The 21350-nt window shown below is 52.5% G+C and carries 18 protein-coding genes; 7 read left to right on the plus strand and 11 right to left on the minus strand.

Annotation, left to right across the window (positions count from 1 at the left end; genetic code table 11):
• Positions 1-52 precede the first annotated feature (52 nt).
• The 5 genes from pqqA to pedF all read right to left on the minus strand — a co-directional run bounded on the left by pqqA (position 53) and on the right by pedF (position 4289).
• Complete coding sequence (gene pqqA, locus AADB16_RS11575) at positions 53-124, minus strand: pyrroloquinoline quinone precursor peptide PqqA (RefSeq protein WP_007153157.1); 72 nt, start codon at positions 122-124, stop codon at positions 53-55.
• 322 nt (positions 125-446) lie between these two features.
• Positions 447-1967, minus strand: a complete 1521-nt coding sequence (locus AADB16_RS11580; RefSeq protein ID WP_200364351.1) for an aldehyde dehydrogenase family protein — start codon at positions 1965-1967, stop codon at positions 447-449.
• Positions 1968-2089: 122 nt separating this feature from the next.
• Positions 2090-3052, minus strand: a complete 963-nt coding sequence (locus tag AADB16_RS11585; RefSeq protein ID WP_410803430.1) for a quinoprotein relay system zinc metallohydrolase 1 — start codon at positions 3050-3052, stop codon at positions 2090-2092.
• Complete coding sequence (locus tag AADB16_RS11590; protein ID WP_309044462.1) at positions 3049-3819, minus strand: quinoprotein dehydrogenase-associated SoxYZ-like carrier; 771 nt, start codon at positions 3817-3819, stop codon at positions 3049-3051. The genes AADB16_RS11585 and AADB16_RS11590 overlap by 4 nt, the downstream gene beginning before the upstream one ends.
• Positions 3820-3863: 44 nt before the next feature.
• The gene (gene pedF, locus AADB16_RS11595; protein WP_216008052.1) at positions 3864-4289 is read right to left on the minus strand and encodes a cytochrome c-550 PedF; all 426 of its coding nucleotides are present in this window, start codon (positions 4287-4289) and stop codon (positions 3864-3866) included.
• 369 nt (positions 4290-4658) lie between these two features.
• On the opposite strand from pedF, the gene AADB16_RS11600 reads away from it, so the two are divergent.
• Positions 4659-6509, plus strand: a complete 1851-nt coding sequence (locus tag AADB16_RS11600; RefSeq protein ID WP_410803433.1) for a methanol/ethanol family PQQ-dependent dehydrogenase — start codon at positions 4659-4661, stop codon at positions 6507-6509.
• Positions 6510-6581: 72 nt separating this feature from the next.
• The gene (locus AADB16_RS11605) at positions 6582-7232 is read left to right on the plus strand and encodes a pentapeptide repeat-containing protein (RefSeq protein ID WP_410803435.1); all 651 of its coding nucleotides are present in this window, start codon (positions 6582-6584) and stop codon (positions 7230-7232) included.
• Positions 7233-7278: 46 nt separating this feature from the next.
• Here the strand turns inward: AADB16_RS11605 and AADB16_RS11610 are convergent, their stop codons facing one another.
• On the minus strand, positions 7279-7962 hold the full coding sequence (locus AADB16_RS11610) for a response regulator (protein ID WP_410803437.1): 684 nt from the start codon (positions 7960-7962) through the stop codon (positions 7279-7281).
• A 204-nt stretch (positions 7963-8166) separates the two neighbouring features.
• On the opposite strand from AADB16_RS11610, the gene AADB16_RS11615 reads away from it, so the two are divergent.
• Both AADB16_RS11615 and AADB16_RS11620 read left to right on the plus strand, forming a co-directional pair.
• Positions 8167-8697, plus strand: a complete 531-nt coding sequence (locus AADB16_RS11615; RefSeq protein ID WP_309044458.1) for a rhodanese-like domain-containing protein — start codon at positions 8167-8169, stop codon at positions 8695-8697.
• Between the two features lie 223 nt (positions 8698-8920).
• Positions 8921-9601, plus strand: coding sequence for a response regulator transcription factor (locus AADB16_RS11620; protein ID WP_309044580.1), 681 nt, complete (start codon positions 8921-8923; stop codon positions 9599-9601).
• 16 nt (positions 9602-9617) lie between these two features.
• Here AADB16_RS11620 and AADB16_RS11625 read toward each other — a convergent pair whose 3' ends face one another.
• The 3 genes from AADB16_RS11625 to AADB16_RS11635 all read right to left on the minus strand — a co-directional run bounded on the left by AADB16_RS11625 (position 9618) and on the right by AADB16_RS11635 (position 14367).
• On the minus strand, positions 9618-11798 hold the full coding sequence (locus tag AADB16_RS11625) for a NahK/ErcS family hybrid sensor histidine kinase/response regulator (protein ID WP_410803648.1): 2181 nt from the start codon (positions 11796-11798) through the stop codon (positions 9618-9620).
• A gap of 58 nt (positions 11799-11856) precedes the next feature.
• On the minus strand, positions 11857-13011 hold the full coding sequence (gene nosP / locus AADB16_RS11630) for a nitric oxide-sensing protein NosP (RefSeq protein WP_410803439.1): 1155 nt from the start codon (positions 13009-13011) through the stop codon (positions 11857-11859).
• A gap of 255 nt (positions 13012-13266) precedes the next feature.
• Positions 13267-14367 (minus strand): porin, encoded by a 1101-nt coding sequence (locus tag AADB16_RS11635; protein ID WP_410803441.1) that lies wholly within the window; start codon positions 14365-14367, stop codon positions 13267-13269.
• 301 nt (positions 14368-14668) lie between these two features.
• Between AADB16_RS11635 and AADB16_RS11640 the strand changes: the two genes are divergently transcribed.
• Complete coding sequence (locus AADB16_RS11640; protein ID WP_410803443.1) at positions 14669-16711, plus strand: TonB-dependent receptor family protein; 2043 nt, start codon at positions 14669-14671, stop codon at positions 16709-16711.
• Positions 16712-16739: 28 nt separating this feature from the next.
• On the opposite strand, the gene AADB16_RS11645 is transcribed toward AADB16_RS11640, so the two are convergent.
• The gene (locus tag AADB16_RS11645; protein WP_410803445.1) at positions 16740-17690 is read right to left on the minus strand and encodes an ROK family protein; all 951 of its coding nucleotides are present in this window, start codon (positions 17688-17690) and stop codon (positions 16740-16742) included.
• A gap of 33 nt (positions 17691-17723) precedes the next feature.
• On the minus strand, positions 17724-18947 hold the full coding sequence (gene sstT, locus AADB16_RS11650; protein ID WP_309044578.1) for a serine/threonine transporter SstT: 1224 nt from the start codon (positions 18945-18947) through the stop codon (positions 17724-17726).
• Positions 18948-19111: 164 nt separating this feature from the next.
• Here sstT and AADB16_RS11655 point away from each other — a divergent pair, with 164 nt between their 5' ends.
• Both AADB16_RS11655 and AADB16_RS11660 read left to right on the plus strand, forming a co-directional pair.
• Positions 19112-19999 (plus strand): LysR family transcriptional regulator, encoded by an 888-nt coding sequence (locus AADB16_RS11655; RefSeq protein WP_410803448.1) that lies wholly within the window; start codon positions 19112-19114, stop codon positions 19997-19999.
• 120 nt (positions 20000-20119) lie between these two features.
• Positions 20120-21349 (plus strand): CaiB/BaiF CoA transferase family protein, encoded by a 1230-nt coding sequence (locus tag AADB16_RS11660; RefSeq protein ID WP_410803450.1) that lies wholly within the window; start codon positions 20120-20122, stop codon positions 21347-21349.
• The last annotated feature ends 1 nt before the right edge of the window (position 21350 follow it).

Here is a 21350-nt window from a genome sequence, read left to right on the forward strand (position 1 = left end):
AGAAGCTCCGTACGTAAAACGGCCAGAGGTAATGCTCTGGCCGTTTTATGCCTCAGCGGTTGGCGAAGTACATGGTCACTTCGAAACCGATACGCAGATCTTCATAGGCAGGTTTGGTCCACATAATGCTCACCTCTTTTGTCATGATTGTTTGTGCATTAAGGGTGGATCAGCAGTATTGCCAACACCCTGAAACCAATCCTAAAGAGAGATTCAGAGCGCCTATATGGTACTTTCGAACTGTTTTGGTAAGGCCATAAGTTGTAGGCAGGTATGTCTGAAATCAGGTTTCCGGAAACGGTGGACTACTTTGGGAAATGGCGCAAAAAAAGGGCCCTCTAAAGGGCCAAAAGAGCAGGACACAACAGTGAATATCTTCAGCGAAAACATTGGAGCAACTACTGCCGCCCCTCGCAGCAGCAAGGGGCGACTCATTCACTTACATGTTAAAAAAAGCCCAACGGGTTAGCGTCGTAGCTGGTCAGCATGCACTTGGTTTGCTGGTAGTGATCCAGAGCCAACTTGTGGGTTTCACGGCCAATACCGGATTTCTTGTAGCCACCAAAAGCAGCATGGGCAGGGTAAGCGTGGTAGCAGTTCATCCACACCCGACCGGCTTGAATGCTGCGGCCCATGCGGTAGGCCCGGTTAGTATCCCGTGTCCAAACGCCGGCACCCAGGCCAAATTCTGTGTCGTTGGCAATCGCCAAGGCTTCTTCTTCGGTTTTGAAGGTTGTAACACCCACAACCGGGCCAAAGATTTCTTCCTGGAACACCCGCATGCTGTTATCACCCTTGAAAAGAGTGGGCTGAATGTAGAATCCGTTATTGAACTCGCCTTCCATGTTCTCACGATCACCGCCTGTGAGAACGACAGCGCCTTCCTGCTTGCCTATCTCAAGGTAAGACATGATTTTGTCGAACTGCTCTTTACTTGCTTGCGCACCAACCTGCACGTCAGTATCCAGAGGGTTACCGCGCTTGATCGCCTTGGTCCGCTCCACAACCTTCTGCATGAACTCTTCATACATGTCTTCCTGAACCAGAGCACGCGATGGACAGGTGCAGATTTCACCCTGGTTGAAGAAAGCCAGAACCAGACCTTCAACACACTTGTCGACAAACTCAGGCTCCGCATTCATTACATCCGAGAAGTAGATGTTGGGAGACTTACCGCCAAGCTCAACCGTTGAGGGAATGATGTTCTCGGCAGCACACTTCAGAATGTGGGAGCCAACCGGAGTTGATCCGGTGAACGCTATCTTGGCAATGCGCGTGCTGGTAGCCAGAGCCTGCCCGGCCTCAATACCGTAGCCATTAACGATATTTAGCACACCCGGTGGCAACAGATCGCCGATGATTTCCATCAGCACCAGGATGCTCGCTGGCGTTTGCTCTGCTGGCTTGAGCACGGTGCAGTTGCCTGCAGCAAGACAAGGTCCTAACTTCCAGGCTGCCATCAAAATCGGGAAGTTCCAGGGAATGATCTGGCCCACAACACCCAGAGGCTCATGAAAATGATAAGCCACGGTATTTTGGTCGATTTCACCCATGTGCCCTTCTTGAGCCCGGATGCAGCCGGCAAAATAACGGAAGTGGTCAGCCGCCAGTGGAATATCCGCATTCAGGGTTTCACGAACGGCTTTGCCGTTATCCCAGGTTTCCGCAACTGCCAGTTTTTCGAGATTGGCTTCAATGCGATCTGCAATTTTCAAAAGAATATTAGAGCGCTCTGCTGCAGAGGTTTTACCCCAAGCTGGTGCAGCTTTGTGGGCAGCATCAAGCGCCAGATCAATATCTTCGGCAGTTGAGCGCGGAACTTCGCAAATCACATCGCCAGTAACCGGCGTAGTGTTCTCAAAATACTGCCCTTTAACCGGGGCAACCCACTCACCGCCAATATAATTTCCGTAGCGTGATTTAAAAGAAACAACGGAGCCTTCTTGTCCTGGTTGTGCGTAGATCATGGTTTGAACCTCTTGTTGTGTTTTTTCTGAACAACGCTGTTTTTGCGCTTACGTATCTAATCTAAGTTCCCAGAAGGGCTAACAAAATGAGTCGTTCGGGGCGAATAACTACTCCCTTAGTACTAATGCCTGTTCAGAGCACGCTTTTCGTAATCTGCATACAGGTGGCTTACGGTACGAACCAGCTCGTATCTCGCTCCTTCCACCTCTGAAAAGCGCTCAGGAATCGCGGTATCAATCACCTCTGAAGCGCTTAAACCCCGCGCAGCAGATCCAGCCAGAACATCATCCAGCCAGGTCAAATAATCAATCATTTGGAGAAATGCCCGGTCATCTCGAATCACCGGCCCGTGACCTGGCACCACAAGGGAGAACGGCAGCTGCGCAAGCTGACGTATTTCGGAGCGCCATAAGGCTACCCCTGGTGTTTGAGGTGTGGTTAATGCCCTGTTGAAAAACACCATGTCTGAAGCAAACAGCGCCCCGGAGGTTTCATCCAGCACAACCAGATCTGCGCCGGTATGCCCCTGCATCGCAATCAAACGTAGCTGCCGATTCCCCAGACTGAGCAAGCCTGGCTGCACTCTGTTCATAGGCACAGTTACCTCAGTGCCACGCATCCAGTCGCCGATCATGCGATACATGTTGTCTGAAAAAGCTTCACCGTCCTGCTCAAGCAGGCTGGCCGATTCATCAAGCATGTAAAGTGTGTTCGGCTCAAAGGCCTGGCTGCCAAAGGCGTGATCCGGGTGATGATGGGTGATCAGCACTTTCACGATTGGCTCACTGGTGTGACTCTCAATCAATGCACGGAACTCTTCCCCATACCTGCGGGAAGGCCCCGTATCGATAACAACAACGCCCTCACCTGTTTCAATAAAGCCGGTATTTAGAATGTTGCCGCCATTGGCTTTCGAGAAGTTGTCTGTACTTCCGACAACCACCCAAACACCTTCCGCAACGGGAGTTGCTTCCAGGCTATAGGACTTACCACTTGCACCGGTGCCCGACGAAAAGGCCAACGCCCAAAACAGAACTGCAACCAGCCAGGCGATATTTCTATTGTGGGATCGGAGGCGGCTCATGGCGATGCCTCCCCAATGGCACCTTCAAATTGGTAGCCGTTGTTATCCTTCATGTGGATAGACAGGTGAGGAATTCCGCCTTCGAATTCAAAAACAAACATCGGGTTTTCAGCGGCAGACTCGGCCAGGGTCATTGTCAGCAGCAGGTTATCCGAGGACTCATTCCGAACTTCAACATCGCCTACAAAAAAGGCCGGTACATTCCCGACCATTCCGGAGTCCATGGGATGCAACAGACTGGCCTTGATGCGCGTATTCCCGCGATCAGAGAACAAGCCGGATTTCAGGGTGCCGAACTCACTCTCCCAGTCTGAATTGCTTAACACTTCCCGGGGTGCCGTACAGCCGCCGCCAGCTGCATCCACATAGCCGCTGTCAATGTGCCAAACACCCTGTTCATCCAGCACAGCTGCTCGAACACTGCTGGCCTGCTGCACCCGAAAGTTAAGGGACACCAGCTTGAGCTGACCGTCTGTACTATTAGCCGTGAACAGGTGGGGAACGGGATTCATATCCACCCATGTCACTACCTTATTCACCTTGTGTGGAAACTCACGCAAGTTCACGGCCAATGGAACCTGCGTACTGTCTTCAGCGAAATCAGGAACCGACAAGCCCACTCGCTCGTCCACTACAACCGTTACCTCTTGCCCGAGGTATCGCTCAATGTTGTAGGCCCATAACGGCGAGCCCAACGGGTCAGACGGAAGATCTGCCCAGGAAGCGCTCGCAAACAGAGTAAAAGCACATAGCCAATATCGCCTCATACCTCACCTCCAGGTCAGGATCTCGAGTACTTATGCGAAAGCTGTTACTGCCCGGATACCGATTCCACATAGGTCCGTATGGACCAAATGGCTGTTTGCCCGAGATTGCTTTTAAACGACGGCATGCCCCGGTCGGTTCCGTTCATTACCCGCCCGATAAAGTACTCATCGTCCCATTCTGTGAGCTCACGCAAATCCGGGGTTAAACCACCGGATTGGGCCTCAATGCCGTGACAGCCGGCGCAATTTCCGGCGTAAGCACTCATACCAACTTCAACGGCTTCTGCATTCAATTTGCTTAGCTCATTTCCGTCGCGAAACGGGTTTTCGTTCAGAGCTTCACGGCCCAGATCCGGCAGGTCACCCGTATCAACTGGCTGTGGCGTCACGTTACCGTGCCCGGTAGCGGCTGCAGCCCATACCAAGGCTCCAGCGCAAAGAATCTTTTGAATCGACTTGGAGTACGACATAGCCTCATACCTCTTTTTGTTTTGTCTGCCATTGTTTTCCCAAGTAGCCGTGCGGCGTATCGGGCTGTCTCCAAGTCTAAGAAATGCCTTACTTGCCGGTGTACTCCACTTTGGCTGCTGCGCCTTAGATCTTTGGTAGTAGACCTATCGACCAGAGGCCAAAGCACGAGCCCCCTGCCCCGGGAAACGGAAAAACTGAACAATCAGCGTGTTGCACATCTGTCAGGAAAATTTCCCGGATTGCAGTACCCCGTATCCCGATCACCTCATGGTTTTCTCCGTCGCCTGATTGAGCACTCCATGCCAATACTCATGGCGTCAACGCAACCAACGAATGCGTTTGTCACAACAACAATTAAGGGGAAAGTCATGAAAACACTGTTTACCAAGCGCCCCCTGATGCGCGGTATCAGCCTGGCGCTATCCATAGGCGCAGCTGGGTTAGCGACTCAGGCACATGCAACAGGCGTTACATGGGATGACATCGTTAACGATGCTGAAACCACACAGGACGTTCTCGGATACGGAATTGGTCCTAAGGCTCAACGCTACAGCCCAATGACCATGATCAACAAAGACAACGTCGAACGAATGGTTCCAGCCTGGTCGTTCTCGTTCGGGGATGAAAAGCAGCGAGGCCAGGAGTCTCAAGCCCTGGTACACGACGGCATCATCTACGTAACCGGTTCCTACTCACGCCTGTACGCCCTGGATGCAAAAAGTGGTAAGCGGCTTTGGGAATACAGCCATCGTTTGCCGGAAGGCATTCGCCCCTGCTGCGATGTTGTAAACCGGGGCGCAGCGATTTTCGGCGACAAGGTTTTCTTCGGCACCCTCGACGCGGGCATTGTTGCTCTCAACAAAAAAACCGGAAAAGTCGCCTGGCGCGTGAAGTTTGGTGATCACGAAGCGGGCTACACCATGACCGGAGCCCCAACACTGATCAAGGATCAGAAAACCGGCAAGGTTATGCTCATTCATGGCTCGTCGGGTGATGAGTTCGGCGTTGTTGGCAAGCTCTACGCCCGGGATCCCGAGACAGGTAAAGAGATCTGGATGCGCCCATTTGTTGAAGGGCATTATGGCCGCTTGAATGGCGAGAAGAGCACACCCTCTGGCGACCCACGTGCTCCCAGCTGGCCAGATGACCCCAATACCGAGACTGGAAAAGTGGAAGCCTGGAGCCAGGGTGGCGGTGCGCCATGGCAAAGTGCAAGCTTTGATGTTGAAACCAACACGATCATTGTTGGCGCAGGCAACCCTGCCCCCTGGAATACCTGGAAGCGTACATCTCCCGGTGGTGATCCGGCAGACTACGACAACCTGTATACCTCTGGTCAGGTAGCGGTGGACCCGACCACCGGTGAAGTGAAATGGTTCTATCAGCACACTCCGAACGATGCCTGGGATTTCTCCGGCAACAACGAGTTGGTTCTTTTTGAATACACCAAAGACGGCAAAAACGTAAAAGCGACCGCTCACGCTGATAGAAACGGCTATTTCTACCTGGTTGATCGCACCAATGGTGAATTCCAGAATGCCTTCCCATTCGTGGATAACATCACCTGGGCCACCAGTATTGGTTCAGACGGCCGCCCTGTGGAAGGCAAAGGCCAGCGTCCACCACCCGTTCCCGAAGGTGAAACCCGCGGCGAATCTATCGAAGTATCACCACCCTTCCTCGGTGGTAAGAACTGGAACCCTATGGCTTACAGCCAGGACACCGGTTTGTTCTACATACCAGCCAACCACTGGAAAGAAGATTACTGGACAGAAGAAGTCACCTACAAAAAAGGTGCTGCCTACCTTGGCCAGGGCTTCCGAATCAAACGCATGTACGACGACCACGTTGGCATACTGCGGGCGATGGACCCACTAAGTGGCAAGGTTAAATGGGAGCATAAAGAGCCCATGCCTCTATGGGCCGGCGTGCTGGCCACCAAGGGTGGCCTGGTATTCACCGGTACAGGCGATGGCTACTTCAAGGCATTCGATGCAGATACTGGCGAAGAGCTTTGGAAGTTCCAGACAGGCTCGGGAATCATCTCCCCACCCATCACCTGGGAAATGGATGGCGAACAGTACGTAGGTGTTACCTCAGGCTATGGCGGGGCCGTGCCTCTCTGGGGTGGCGATATGGCTGAACTGACCAAGCCTATTTCGCAAGGTGGGTCTTTCTGGGTGTTCAAGATCCCCTCTTGGGCAACGGCGGCCAAGTGATCCACTAATCTAGTCCATCAACAAAGGGAGCCGCCAATACACGGCGGCTCCTGACTTGTTCCGGAGTACACCATGAAGACAATAATAAAGCTGGCTCTACTCACCTTCATCACGCCTGCTTTAGCAGAGGACTATCTGGCGGATGTGCGCCCACCGGAGATTAATGGCTGCATATTGGAGCAACACTCTGTGTGCTCTGGCGCTGACCTTCGGGGTGCAGATATGTCGAACCTGGATTTGAAGTCTGTTGACTTCAGCGGCGCCGATCTTACCGGAGCTATTCTGAATCACACCAGTTTGAGGAGCGCCAACCTCAAAGGCGCCAAGCTGGACAAGATAACCGCCTATCGCGTCAACTTGTATAGAGCCGATGTACGCGGGGCAAGCATTCGCGAGGCGGAACTTCAGGGCGCTACCGGTCAATACTTGTTCGCCCAGGGTGCGGATTTCACTGGCTCCAATATGGCTGGGGCTAACTTCGATTTTGCAAGGTTCTCTGGCGCTACACTTATAGAAACCGACCTGACCTTCGCAAGCCTTGAAATAGCCTGGCTACCAAAAGTCGACCTGGCTGATGCCAACCTGTTTGGGGCCAACCTGCAAGAAGCCAAGTTCGGAAGCGCCAATCTGGCCGGCGCAGATCTACGAAACACCCGCATCCACTACGCAACGTTTGTAGGTACCTTTATGGACGAGTGTGCAGGTTGCCCGGTAGATTGGTAAATTTGATTGTGCTTTATGCGTAAAGGGAAAGAATGCCCTGCAGGAATCAGTTAAAACAGGCAGGGCTTTCGCTGCCCGCAGCTCCAAACTGGACCAGCCCGGAATCCACGGCAAAGTGTAACAGACCAAGCGAGGATGAAATTTCCAGCTTGTTTTTGAGTACAGACAGGTGGTTGGCAACGGTCTTCACACTGATATTCAAGCGCTCGGCAATGGTTTTATTGGGCACCCCGCGCGCAGTAAGAATCAGTACCTCCAGTTCGCGTTGTGTCATCTCAGTTAATCTATTACCAACAGTGTTTTTAAGACAGTTACGTCCCGACTGCACCATGGCCATCTGGGTGGCCAAATCATGTTCAAGGTACACTTCCCCACCCGCAGCTTTTTCAATGGCTCTTGTTAGTTCCGTAGAGCTGCAGTTTTTCGATATGTAGCCTTGGGCCCCGAGCCCAAGCGCTTGCTTAACAAGGCCTGCGTCGTCCATGGAGGATAAAAACAGAACGTTGGCTCTGCGCCATCTCTGGCGGATGCGCCTGCAGAGCTCCAGCCCGGAATAGTCGGGAAGCAATGTCTCCGTAATAAGAACATCCGGAGCATGATCAGCGTACTCATTGACTGCTTGCGCGCCACTATCCGCAGTCATAACAATAATGCCCGGCATGGTACTCCTCAGCAGGCAGGCTGTTGCATCCCTTACTAACCGTTGACCATCTGCAAGTACGACCTTCATGGTGCATTACCTCAGAACGCCCGGCCTGATTAAGGCCCGGCTAAAGAAAAGATGCTTTTATCCTACCCCGCTCCCATTCTGGCTAAATGGTTCTTTAGTACTGTCTACTTAGTACTGCTCTTTTACGACTTTTCGAATATTTACCCACTTTTGAGGCTCACGTAGTTTGGTTGTTACACTTCATGAAGCTACTGGAACACCATGATGAAAGCTCTGTGTTTACTCATGCTTGTTTTTGCCCTGCCTGTGCTGGCATCCACCTCTCTTTTTTCTTCGGATGGCTATCGGATCGACCGTTACCGAAGCCCCACGCCTGACACTGTTCCAGGCGCCGAAACAGTCACTACGAGAGAGCTTCAGGCGCTACTGCAAACAAGCCCTCGCCCCGTAGTGATTGACGTAATCAACTCTGAATACAGAGCATCGTTATTCATTGAGACAAAGCCTCATACCTCGGTGCCCGGCGCCTTCTGGCTGCCCAATACCGGGCGCGGCGAGCTAAACCAACCCTGGCAGGACTATCTTGTTAAAAATGCACTCAAGCTTACGACAAACAACCAGGACCACCCTGTTGTGGTGATGTGCAAATCCGACTGCTGGCTCTCCTGGAACGCTACACGTCGCCTACACCAGGCTGGATTCACCAACCTGTACTGGTATAAAGACGGTATAGATTCCTGGGAGAATTCTGATCTTCCAGTACAGGTAATTACCCCTGTCCCGCCGGAATTTTGAAGATTCAGCCCTGACAAAAGTCAAAAATAGTACTTTAGTCTCTAATTTTTGATGCAATAGTCGCATTCAACTCCTGGCGACAGTGGCGTGTAATGGCACAACTACAACAAAAATCAGGGGCCTCGCCATGCTTAACCAAGCCAGCACCGTATTTGCAGATGAAACCAGTTATCATAATCCGGAAACCACTTCCGCCACTGACGACCAACGGGCAGGCACGTTAATGGAGCCGACTTATAAAATTCTGATCGCTGACGACCACCCTCTTTTCCGCGAGGCTATTAGCAGCGTTATTGTGTCTGGTGTTGAAGGTAGCGAGGTTCTGCAAACCGATGATCTGGACAGCGCCCTTTCAGTGACTCGCGAGAACGATGATCTCGACCTGATTCTTCTGGATTTGAACATGCCAGGAATGAACGGACTGAACGGGTTAATGACTTTGCGAAACGAAGCCCCAACCATTCCAGTGGTTATTGTCTCTGCAGAAGAAGATAAGCAGGTGGTTTTGCAGGCCATCACTTACGGCGCGGTAGGCTTTATTACCAAGTCTTCGCCCCGGCAGGAGATGACCAAAGCGATTCAACAGATTCTCAACGGGAATGTCTATTTACCGTCAGATATCATTCGCACAGGTAAAGAAAGCAACAACAGCCGGCGCAGCCGAAGTGACGACAACCCGGTTTCTGCCGAAATGCTGAATTCCCTCACCCGTCGCCAGCTACTGGTGCTGGAGCGTATGGCGAAAGGCGAATCCAACAAGCAAATTGCCTACAACCTCAATATTGCCGAAACCACTGTTAAAGCCCATGTGTCTGCAATACTGAGAAAGCTCGGCGTTCACAACCGAGTGCAGGCCATTCTTTCGGCAGGCGATGTCGATTTCAGCCACTACCTGAAACGCTAGTGGCTGCGCTCACGGGTCACACGCTTCGTAGTATGTGATTCAAAGCACTGCGAAGTTTGAGTGGCTTGACGGGCTTATTCATCAACACATAACCCAACTCGCGGATGTGCTGTTTCAATTCATTGGTGTAGTTAGCGGTGATCATCACGACCGGCACCGGCGTTCGCCGGCTCCCGTTGATAGCGGCCACTGTATCAACACCATTCTCATCGTTATCCAAATGATAGTCTGCCAGTATTACATCCACTGGCTCTTCTGATGGGTCCAGTTGGCGCTTCAGATCTGCCATCGATACTGCCGTAATCACCTCGCAACCCCAGGTTTCCAGCACCACCTTCATGCCGTGGCAAATGGCAGAATCATTATCGACAACCCATAGTCTGCATCCATCCAACTCCTGACCAATATGGGTTATGGCGTCCCGCTTCACGAGTGCTGGATTGGGTTTGTGCGTGGCTAGAGGTACACGAACAGTGAACACGGAGCCCTTACCTTCTACCGAAGACACACTGACCTCATGGTTCAGTATTCGAGAAATCTTATCGACTATCGCCAAGCCCAACCCAAGCCCTTTATCCGTCTGGGAATTCGTTGGATGCACACGTTTAAATTCCTGGAATATCTCAGCCAGCTTATTCTGCGGAATGCCCGGGCCTGTATCCCAAACCTGCAACACTACAGAACCGGCTTCCCGTCGACAGCCGAGCAGCACACGGCCTTTGCCTGTGTAGCGGATCGCATTAGTAAGAAAATTACGAAGAATCCGTGCCAATAACTGGGAATCCGAATCAACTATTGCGGAGCATCCCACAAAGTCGAACTGCAGCCCCTCTGCATTCGCCAGCTGCCGAAATTCCCGTGCGATATTAATAAGAAGATCCCGCAGATCAAACGCAGTCACATCCGGCTTGATAACTCCCGCGTCCAGCTTTGATATGTCGACCAGGGTGCCTAGCAAGCCCTCTACATCGTCCAACGATGCACTAACCGAGTGAACCAGATCTTCAGCTCTTGGGCCGAAGGAGTGTGCCTGCAAAGCGCTGGTGAATAGCCTTGCAGCATTCAGCGGCTGTAACAGATCGTGGCTGACCGCAGCCAGAAACTTTGTCTTGGAAAGGTTGGCACGTTCAGCCTCCAGTTTCGCATCCCGCAAACGCGCTTCTGCTGCATTGCGCTCAGCAATCTCTTGCCGCAATTGGGTGTTTACGTCTGTCAGCGCCAAGGTGCGTTCTGTTACCCGACATTCCAGTTCATCATAAGCCCGCTCAAGGGCCTCCGCAGCTTTCCGTCGATCGCTTATATCCCTGATGAGAACAAAAAAGCCGGCAATCTCACCTTGCTCGCCAAAATTAGGCACGTATGACCTAAGCATAAAGCGTTCCTGGCCCTGCTCGCCGAACTCTTCAAATTCAAAAGTGACGCTGTTTCCAGACATTACACTTTCTATGTACGGTTGCAGCCGCTCATACAGCTCGGGATGATGGATGTCACTCAGGCACTTGCCCAAAGGTGACTCGCCACCGCGCCCGTACCAAGCAGCATAAACCTGGTTGCAAAACTGAATGCTCTTGTCTGCCCCCACATAGGCGATGAGTGCCGGCACATGGTCGGTCACAACCCGAATCCAGCGCTCGCTTTCCTCCAGTGCACTCAAACGGCGCGCCATTTCGCTGTTTTTTACGTCGGTAATATCTGAGTAAAGCACAACCAAACCGCCCTCACGGGTGGGGCGTTCGGTCATTTGCACCCAGCGCTCATTGCTGAGCAAAAACACCTCACCCTCAGAGCCTGGTTCGCTGTGTTCCTCGAGGATCATTCCGGAGTTCATGGCAAGTGCACGAACATCATTGATATGAGTGCCCGGCGAAGGCATGGCCACTCCTGCCTGACGCCAATAACTTCGAAAACGGCTGTTGCTTTGAATCAGACGGTGGTCATGATCAAAAAGCACAAAGCCATCAGCAATACTCTCAATAGCATCACTCAGACGTTGACGAGTAGTCTCCGCTTCCTCGCGGGCACGACTCAGGGCTTCGGTACGTTCACGCACCTGTTCCGCCAGCACAACAGAGTGCTCAAACGCCGCGTAGGGCTCAGGCTTGTATACAGATCCCGATTCAACCCGAACGATCAGGGCGTCCCTGATTTTTCGTAAACGTTCATTGTCGGCCTCTAAATGTGCAACTTTTTGCTGCAGGGCCTCTGTCGCCAGACAGGCTTCCTTGCTTGAAGCTACAAACAAGTGTTCGTTGGCACTAGCGATCGGGTTGACCAATGACCACCCCCGTAAATCTCTGGTTGATGTGCATTCCGTTGTACTGCTCGCCGTAGGTGTTAAATCCAACCACGTTATGGCGGCGTAAAAAGCCTGAAACTGCCTCTGACTCACCAGTCAGCTCTGCTTCCAATCTGCGCAAAAAGCAATCACACCCTATAGTTACCAAGGGTTTACCGACAACACGCTCGGAGTCTTCTAACTGATCCCGCACGGCTCCAAGCAGCGATCCTTGCCCCATGGCCGTCATAACTATTCCCGTTTCCACCGCGCAATAGAAGGTCAGACTTTTATCGGGGTTAACCCGCTGGATCGAGCGAACAAAGTAATGACTGCCGATCTTTACTCCCAAAGGCTGCAGAGCAAAAACCTCCCGGCTCAACGCATTGACTGTTACGCCAACCGCACGGGCGTAGGCTTCTGCGGCGGGCTCGGCGTTGAGTTCGTATACAGTGCGGGTATCTGCACTCGCATGGGTTACAACAAGCTTTTCGCTACCTTCAATCAAATGATGGGTAGTAAACACCCGGAAATCCAAAGGCGTATTAATCAACAATACGGTTGCTGCTCCGGCATGAAAGCGCCCCTGGTGAAATACATAGGTGTCTGCCAGGTGTTCATCATCACCCGCGGAACCGCCAAATTGAGGAATGCTGCCAAGCACAGAGTTCAAGGCTGCCAGCACCAACTCCTCACGGCTTGAGAGCCCATCCAGAAGCGTTAGTGCAAAGGTGTTTCCCTTTATCGGGGCAAGCTTCGCGTCCCGGCAGCCAGAAAGCAGGTCATCAACGACACTCTGGGCATCCCTCAAGGTAAATCGATCCATTTCCCCGATCAGTGCACTCTCAATCGCAAAATATCGGCGATCAAAGCCGATGGCTGTGATGCAGCCCCGGTCATATCCCTGAGGGGTGATCTCACCTGCTGACGTACATCCTGAAAGCTCAACGCCTGCAAACTCTCGCTCAAGAGCCAGGCCGAGTTGGTTAAGGTCATATTCCGCAGAGCAAAAGAACAACACATGGCCCAAGTGTTCGTGTAGCAGTTGGCTCGCTAGATCCTTGGCGGCCGAGCCCGGGGCTCGATTACCGGAGCTTGCAACTTGCACCGCAGGCAGGATTGATACTGACGTCATAGGGGGTGGTTCCACGGGAAATAGCTATACGTTAATTTTACGGGATCCAGGTAACGCGCCAATGCGACTTGAGTGCTTTTGATTTGCTTACAACATTCACTATAACCTGTTGTTTAATATGGCTTTACTCTAAACCCCCCAAGATTAGGCGGCCGGGCATGGACAAAAGCCAGTACTTTGGTATTAGCAGCCTTGATAATCGGGCGGCACACGCGCTGTTTCCACCACCCGCTATCTAAATCTGAATCAGAACACCTAAAAATTGACGATAGCGCCAAGTGCGATCGTGTCTGTCTCAGTGCTGACTATGCTGGATGTCCGTTTTTTGTCCTTGTACATGTTGTACTCAGCCACCAACTTGAAGTTACTGTTCACGTCGTGGAAGAGGCCAAAGGTATTGCTTTCAGTTTTCAAATCCAGAATTTCTGCGTCAGTTTTTCCATGAGACAACACGATCTTATTCGGGCCGAACGCATAGGACGCCTGAACTAAATAGCCGTCGGCGCTTTCTTCCGTTAATGCTTCATTCACCACCAGTACCGGGCTATTACCTTTAGAATCGAAACCCGATGCAGCAAATGTAAATCCGGCGACAGAGCCTTTAATGCCATATCCCACGCCAGAACTATCAATGGTGGTGGTTCCGTTGGTTGACGACTGATACCGACCATTCAGCCAACCAGTGACCACTACACCATCGAGATCAACCTTATAGGTAATCTCTGATTCCATCCGGGGTGCTGAGTTCTCATCACCTGCTCCAGTTACCGTGTCAGCTGGGTCTAGAGCACCGACGGCAACCTGCAGTCCATTGAAGTCTGGCGAGCGATAAGTTATCTGGGCTGAAGGCGTTGGGTACGGGTAGCCTGCACGAATATTGCCAAAGGACACGCCACCTGCGGCTCCCGGAGAGCCAAAACCCATCAGGATTTCATCAAGGAAGATATTCGAACGAGCAAAAAGGCCGAAATCTTTACCAATCAGCACTTGGCCAAATACGCCATCCACCGTCGCGTAAAACTGGCGAACATCGATTGCCGTATCGGTTGGGGAATCAAGACTATCGTTTATGGTTGTCCAGAATGACGATCGCCCCCCCAACACCAGGTAGCCCACGTCTTTGCTGAAGTTAAAACCAATAGTATTTGGCAGGAAGCCCATTTTGATTCGGGTATCCCGTGTGTCTGGAATTTCATCCTCACGGGTTACGTAAAACGCGTTGAAGTAGCCATCTACAGAAAAGGACGTACCTTCTTCGTTATACAGATCGACGGAAGCGCTGGCTCCCATGCTTGTGCCCAGAGCAGACGTAATTGCCAAAACCATGACTGACTTTTTCAAGTTGTTATTGTTCATAAATCCCCCAGTCCATTTGAATTTCCTGCACGATTGGTTAGCAGGTGAAACCTCATGCTGCGGCATCGGGGAAATATGAGAAATCAGCCAAGGGGGCTGATTTAGTGCTTATTTAGAAGGCAAGGCAAACAGAACTTTGGGACTAGGACCTACTTTGGCTGTACTTCTTTGGTCGCTCTATTTCGGAGGATTACAAGCACAAAGGCTCATTGAGACCAAAGGGCGGTCACTGAAAGACTGTGACTCGGCGCTATTAGATAGCTCTTTTTATACGAATCAGGAATTCCATGAGGCCAGCACCATGAAAAACAACAAAACTGCTTTTGCCTGCTTGATTGGTTTTGCTGCAATACCCTTCACGGCTCATGCCCAAACCGGTGCAGTCATCACGGTTACGGCGCCGGTTATAGAGCGAGAGCTATACGAAACGCCCGTATCCATGTCGGTTATAAGGCCTGAAGCCATTAAAAATGGCCAACCCATGTTGAAACTCGATGAAACCTTGAGTCAGGTGCCAGGTATTTATCTGCAGAATCAGGAAAACTATGCTCAGGGAGAGCGAGTAGCAATACGGGGCTTTGGTTCCCGCGCACCTTTTGGCGTTCGGGGTGTAATGATTGTAGTAGATGGAATTCCCTACACCTTGCCTGACGGGCAGGCACAGTTAGACGCTATCGACCTGGACAGCGCTGAGCGCATAGAAGTCATCCGCGGCCCTGCTTCAGTTTTGTACGGAAATGCTGCAGGTGGTGTTATCAGTGTGGCCACGGCAGACGGGCAAAGTAACCCGGATCAGACCTCGGTTCGAGCTACGGGTGGAAGCAACAGCTTCGGCAAACTTTCCCTCAGCAACAGCGGCAGCAATGGCAACTGGTCACACAATGTGAACCTGTCGGCCTTGAACTACGAAGGCTACCGCGATCAGGCAGGAGTTGAAAAATACCTGTTCAATTCCAAGCTACGCTGGCAAATGGACAGCGAGCGTTCCATCACCGCTATCATCAACCTGCTTGATAACCCACGCTCACAAGATCCGGGGGCCCTCACCGCAGAACAGGTCGCTGAAGACAGAACTCAAGCTGGGCGTTTCACCGAAGAATATGACACCGGGCAAACCGTAGACCAGCAAGTGATTGGCCTGCAATACCAGGATCTCTCAGCGGGCGCAGGGGAACTGCATGGGAAAGTTTATTACCTGCGACGCAACTTCGAACAGCAGCTTCCTTTTCCAGGCCCCAGCCGTATTGACTACAACAGAAACTACTTTGGGGCGAGCACAGACTATCGCCAGTCATTCACGGTTGCAGGATTGCCGTTTCGATATGTAGCCGGAGTGGAAGCCCGGGAACAACGGGACGACCGCATTCGAACGCAAATGAGCTTCGCTGGTGATTTGCAGGGACTAACTGCAGACGAGCTTCAAACTGCCACGTCCTTAAGCACCTTTGCTCAGGGCGATTTGAACTTAACGGACCAGCTGATTTTATCCATCGGCGGTCGATTCGACCGAATTCAGATGGACGTTTCCGACGAGTATCTTTCCGATGGAGACCAAAGTGGGGATCGCACCTTCAGGGAATGGAGCGGTTCTGCAGGGTTGAGCTATCGCTATCTGCCTAATCACCAATTTTTTACAAATATCAGTACCGCCTTTGAGACCCCAACCTTTTCAGAGTTTGCCAACCCATCCGGCGTGGGCGGGCTAAACCCTGATACTCAACCGCAAAAGTCCCTTAACCATGAACTGGGGCTGCGTGGCGCCTTTGATTACGGAATGGATTACGACCTCACACTGTTTTGGGTGGATGCTCGCGATGAGCTAATTCCCTACCAGCTACCCGGGCCTGATGACAGAACCTTCTACCGCAATGCCGGAGACACAACGAGAAAAGGCATAGAAGCCACGGCGGGCTGGCTGCTTAACCAAAGCTGGCGGTTTGAAACTGCCCTCACCCTGGCCGACTACACATTTGATGAGTACAGCTCGGGTGGCAATAATTACGATGGTAACCGGCTGCCCGGTTTGCCAGAACAACTCTGGTCCAACCGGCTACAGTGGCAGGGTTTAGGTGGCACCTTTGCTACGCTGGAAACCCGCTATGTCGGAAGCATGTTTGCGGATGATGCGAACAGCGTGAAAGTAGACGACTATTGGTTGGTCAACCTGCGTGGCGGAGATACGTTTTACGTAGGAAGGAATCTTCTCCTCAAAGGTTTCGCGGGGGTTCGCAACCTGACGGACAGAGACCATTTCGCCAACGTTCGCATAAACGCCAGCAATGATCGCTATTACGAGCCTGCAGCGGGGCGCACCTGGTATGCGGGGCTTGAGTTGAGTTTCTAGGATGGAATCATCTCGGGGCGGCGATACTTCAGGCCTTTGATAACCAAGCCGCTCCCCTGACCCCACTGGAATCTCCATGGGCAGCGCGAACAATCGGTGTTCCGCACTCCCCACCGAACACGTACTCTGGCAACCGCCGGGGCAGTTCCTGGTAGATCTGTTCTACGTTGCTCATGCCACCACCCAGTACGATAACGTCTGGGTCGAGTAGATTGATAACGGCCCCCAAGCCACGGGCCAGGTGTTCCAGATAGTGGTTGAGGGAATCGGCTGCCGCCCTATCCCCTTGGTTGGCATTTCCCACAATATCCTTTGCAGGCAGCGCTTTGCTGGTCAGTAGCTTGTGGGTTAAAGACAATCCGGTACCAGAGAGGAATGTTTCATTGCATCCATTGCGACCGCAGAAACAAGGGCGCTCCTCAAGCTCTTCCTGAGCAGTCCAAGCTAGTGGGTTATGGCCCCATTCACCTGCAACACCGTTCGGACCGCTGAGAACCCGGCCGTTTACACTTATGCCTGAACCACAGCCTGTGCCGAGTATGGCGGCGAACACTACGTCATAGTCTTTACCCGCACCATCTGTGGCCTCAGACATCGCCAAGCAGTTGGCATCGTTGGTGAGGATTACAGGCCTTTGCAGCAGGGCCCGTAAGTCATCCTGCATAGGTTGCCCGTTAAGCCAGGTGGAGTTGCCATTTTTGATTCTACCGGTGATACCGGAAACGCTGCCGGGGATGCCAATCCCCACAGGCAAACCGCTGACCCCGGCCAGCGATTCAGCCTCCAGTACCAATGAATGTATGGTCTGAAGCGTAGCGTGATAATCCCCCTGGGGAGTGGGCACACGCTTTCTGAAATGCTCGCGATTATCAAACCGGCCGCCACCCTGTTGGTCTATCAGGATAACTTCCGTTTTGGTGCCGCCCAGATCGATACCAACCAGCCAACCGCTGTTCACAATCGTCCGCCCGATTTCCATTGGACATCACTTTCAACATTTTCCACTGGGAGATTAACCCCGCTTTGCTTCCGCGCGACGACAAGCCGCAGCCGTGAACAATACGTCGGTAGAGGAATTCAGCGCTGTCTCGGCTGAATCCTGAACCACGCTGATAACAAAGCCAATCGCAACTGCCTGCATGGCCACTTCCGCTGGAATTCCAAACAGGCTGGTTGCCAAGGGAATCAACAGAAGCGATCCGCCAGCTACGCCAGACACACCACAAGCTGCCAAGGCCGACACCACGCAGAGCAAGAGCGCCGTTCCAAAATCAACCGGGATTCCCAGCGTGTGGGCAGTAGCGAGGGTAATCACAGAAATAGTAATAGCAGCGCCCGCCATGTTTACCGTAGCGCCAAGAGGGATAGAAATTGTATAGGTGTCGGGGTCGAGCTTCAGGCGCTCAGACAGCTCAAGGTTAACAGGAATATTAGCGGCGGAACTGCGCGTAAAAAATGCAGTAATCGCACTACCACGCAAGCACTCAAACACCAAAGGATAGGGGTTGCTTCGAATCTGCCAGAACACGATAAGTGGATTCGTAACCAGTGCCACAAACAACATACAGCCAACAATAACAGCGAGTAGTTGACCGTAACCCAGCAAAGCACTGATGCCAGACTCTGCAAGTGTGTTGGCAACCAACCCGAAAATACCCAAAGGCGCAAGGCGAATCACGCCACGCACAATCCCCGAGATTGCCTCAGACAAGTCCTCGAGCCCCCGGCGAGTGGTATCGCTCGCAGTGCGCAGCATAAAGCCTAGCCCAACCGCCCAAACAAGTATGGCAATGAAATTGGATTCCATCAGCGCCCTGACAGGGTTGTTGACTGCGCTTAGCACAAGGTTTTTCAGGATTTGGCCGATGTTTGAAGGCGGGTTACCGCTGACCCCACTCAAGTCCAGCGACAGCTGAGTTGGAATCAAAAAGCTGGCGACCACAGCAACCACTGCTGCAACAAGCGTCCCTATTATATAAAGCAACAACACACCACGTATGTGGGTCGGTTGCCCCTGCGTGTGGCCGGCAATGGCCGCAGCCACCAAAACAAATACCAACACCGGGGCTACGGCTTTCAAAGCCTTCACGAACAGTTGGCCAAGTATAGCCACTGAACTGGCAGCGTCAGGCGATATGATCACCAGTAACACGCCTGCGACAATACCAAGCGCAATTTGAGCAACCAGCCCCAAACGCATTAAAGGTCGAAATAAGTTGCTCAGTGCAGAAAACATGGAAACCTCACGCTGCTCTTTCAAAGGAATGGATGCTTAGTGGGTGCACATAGTACCGCATAGAGAGCCCGCTCGTTAATGCGGGGAGGCGTTAGATCCGCCCTGCACTTTCTTTTTCAGCCCAAACCCATAGAATCAACGGCGAACCCTCCCGGAGCCTGTGTATGCATTTGGACCCCACCTCATTGCGGCTGTTTGTGCGCGTTTTGGAAACCGGCACAATTGCTGCGGTGGCTGAGCAAGAATTCATTGCGGCCTCAGCCATCAGTAAGCGCATCAGTGAGCTCGAAACCAGCCTCAACACTCAGTTGCTGGTTCGCACCAACAGAGGCGTTGGGGGCACTCAGGCGGGAAAGGCTCTCGCACAGCTATCAAGAGGGGTACTGCATCAGCTAGAAGAGGTTCATGCGCGCATGCATGAATACTCCCAAGGTATTCGGGGAGAAGTTCGAATCGTCGCCAATATTTCAGCGATCACGCAATTCTTACCCGGCCAGTTAAAGGCGTTTCTGGACCAGCATCCTTTTATCCAGATTCAATTGGAAGAACGCATCAGTTCTGAAATCATTGAAACGGTAGCGCAAAACCAGGCAGACATTGGCATTTTTACCGAGGTATTTGGCAACACAGAAAACCTGAACATTTACCCTTACCAGTCCGACCGGCTAGCCTTGATTACCGCCAACCAGCACCCCCTCAGCCAAGCCGACAGCCTGAGCTTTATCGAAACCCTGCAATACGATTATGTAGGCTTGCACACTGGCAGTGCGATCAACAATAAGTTGTTGCAAGCCGCAGCTGCCGCTGAGAAGGCCTTTCGCATGCGCATTCAGGTCACAAGTTACGAAGCGTTGCTGCGCATGGTTGAACAGGATCTCGGGATTGGCATCATGCCTCAGGACATCGCGCAACCTTATGCGACCACCCACCGTGTTAAGGTCATCCCACTGAATGACAGCTGGGCAAGCCGAAAACTTAAACTATGCACCAGCAACCAACACCCCTTATCCCATGCAACATTGCGTTTGCTGGAACACCTGACGCCCAGCTAATACTCTCGCCATCGTATTTCGAGATGGCAGGCTCACATTTAACCATTTTGTTATTTCTCCCTCCCGGCTCATTATTTTGTAAAACAACACGATAACAATGCCATTCAAGGTGAGATGAACATGACCAAGGAATCTTCCTGCCCAGGGGATCAGGAGAAAACACCACAGCCCCTGGAAGGCGTTAGCGTGCTTGAACTGGGGTCACTGATTGCCGGCCCCTATGCCGCCAGCATCCTTGCCCAGTTCGGTGCAGATGTTATAAAGGTAGAGCCACCGGGTACCGGCGACCCTCTGCGGCGTTGGCGCAAAATGCACAACGACACCTCGCTTTGGTGGTACTCCCAGAGCCGAAACAAAAAATCTCTTACGCTCAACCTCAAGGATCCCGAAGCTCAGGCCGTGATTCACAAGCTGGTCGAAGAGTGCGATATCGTTATCGAAAACTTTCGCCCTGGCACACTGGAAAAGTGGAACCTGGGCTGGGAGCAGTTGTCGGCTATTAATCCTGCACTGATCATGATTCGCGTATCTGGCTATGGCCAGGACGGCCCCTATGCAGCACGCCCCGGCTTTGCAGCGATTGCCGAATCAATTGGTGGTATGCGTCATCTTGCGGGCTATCCGGACCGCCCACCGGTTCGTGCCGGCATCAGCATTGGCGACACTCTGGCCTCCCTGTATGGCGTGATCGGCGCAATGATGGCAATGCACCACCTGAAGGTTAACGGTGGCAAGGGTCAGTTCGTTGACGTGGCTCTGTACGAGGCGGTTTTCGGCGTTATGGAAAGCCTGATCCCGGAATACGGTATGTTTGGGTTTGTTCGGGAGCGCACCGGTGCCAGCATGCCCGGTATTGCACCCTCCAGCACGTATCGCAGCCGGGACAACCGATACATCGTCATTGCCGCCAACAGCGACAGCATTTTCAAACGACTGATGAACGCTATTGATCGGCCGGACCTGGCGGATGATCCCGAGCTGACCCATAACGATGGCCGAGCGAAGCGCAGTGATGAGCTGGACGAAGCCATAGAAGCCTGGACCTCCCAGCATAACCTTGCAGACGCCCTGGCCGTACTGGAAGGCGCGGCTGTTCCCTCCAGCGGAATCAACACCGCCGCCGAGATTTTTGAAGACCCTCATTTCCGCGCCAGAGAAATGATTATCGAGCGCCCCCTACCCGGTGGCGGCGAGATTTCGTTGCCGGGCATAGTGCCAAAACTGAGCGGCACACCCGGAGCAACCCGCTGGGTGGGCCCAAGCCTTGGCGAACATAACAGCGAAATTCTCGCTAGCCTGGGCTACTCCGATGACGATATTCAGGCGCTGAAAGCCAAGGAAGTGATCTGAT

The organism is Marinobacter sp. KMM 10035, assembly GCF_046537445.1.
Taxonomy (GTDB): domain Bacteria; phylum Pseudomonadota; class Gammaproteobacteria; order Pseudomonadales; family Oleiphilaceae; genus Marinobacter; species Marinobacter sediminicola.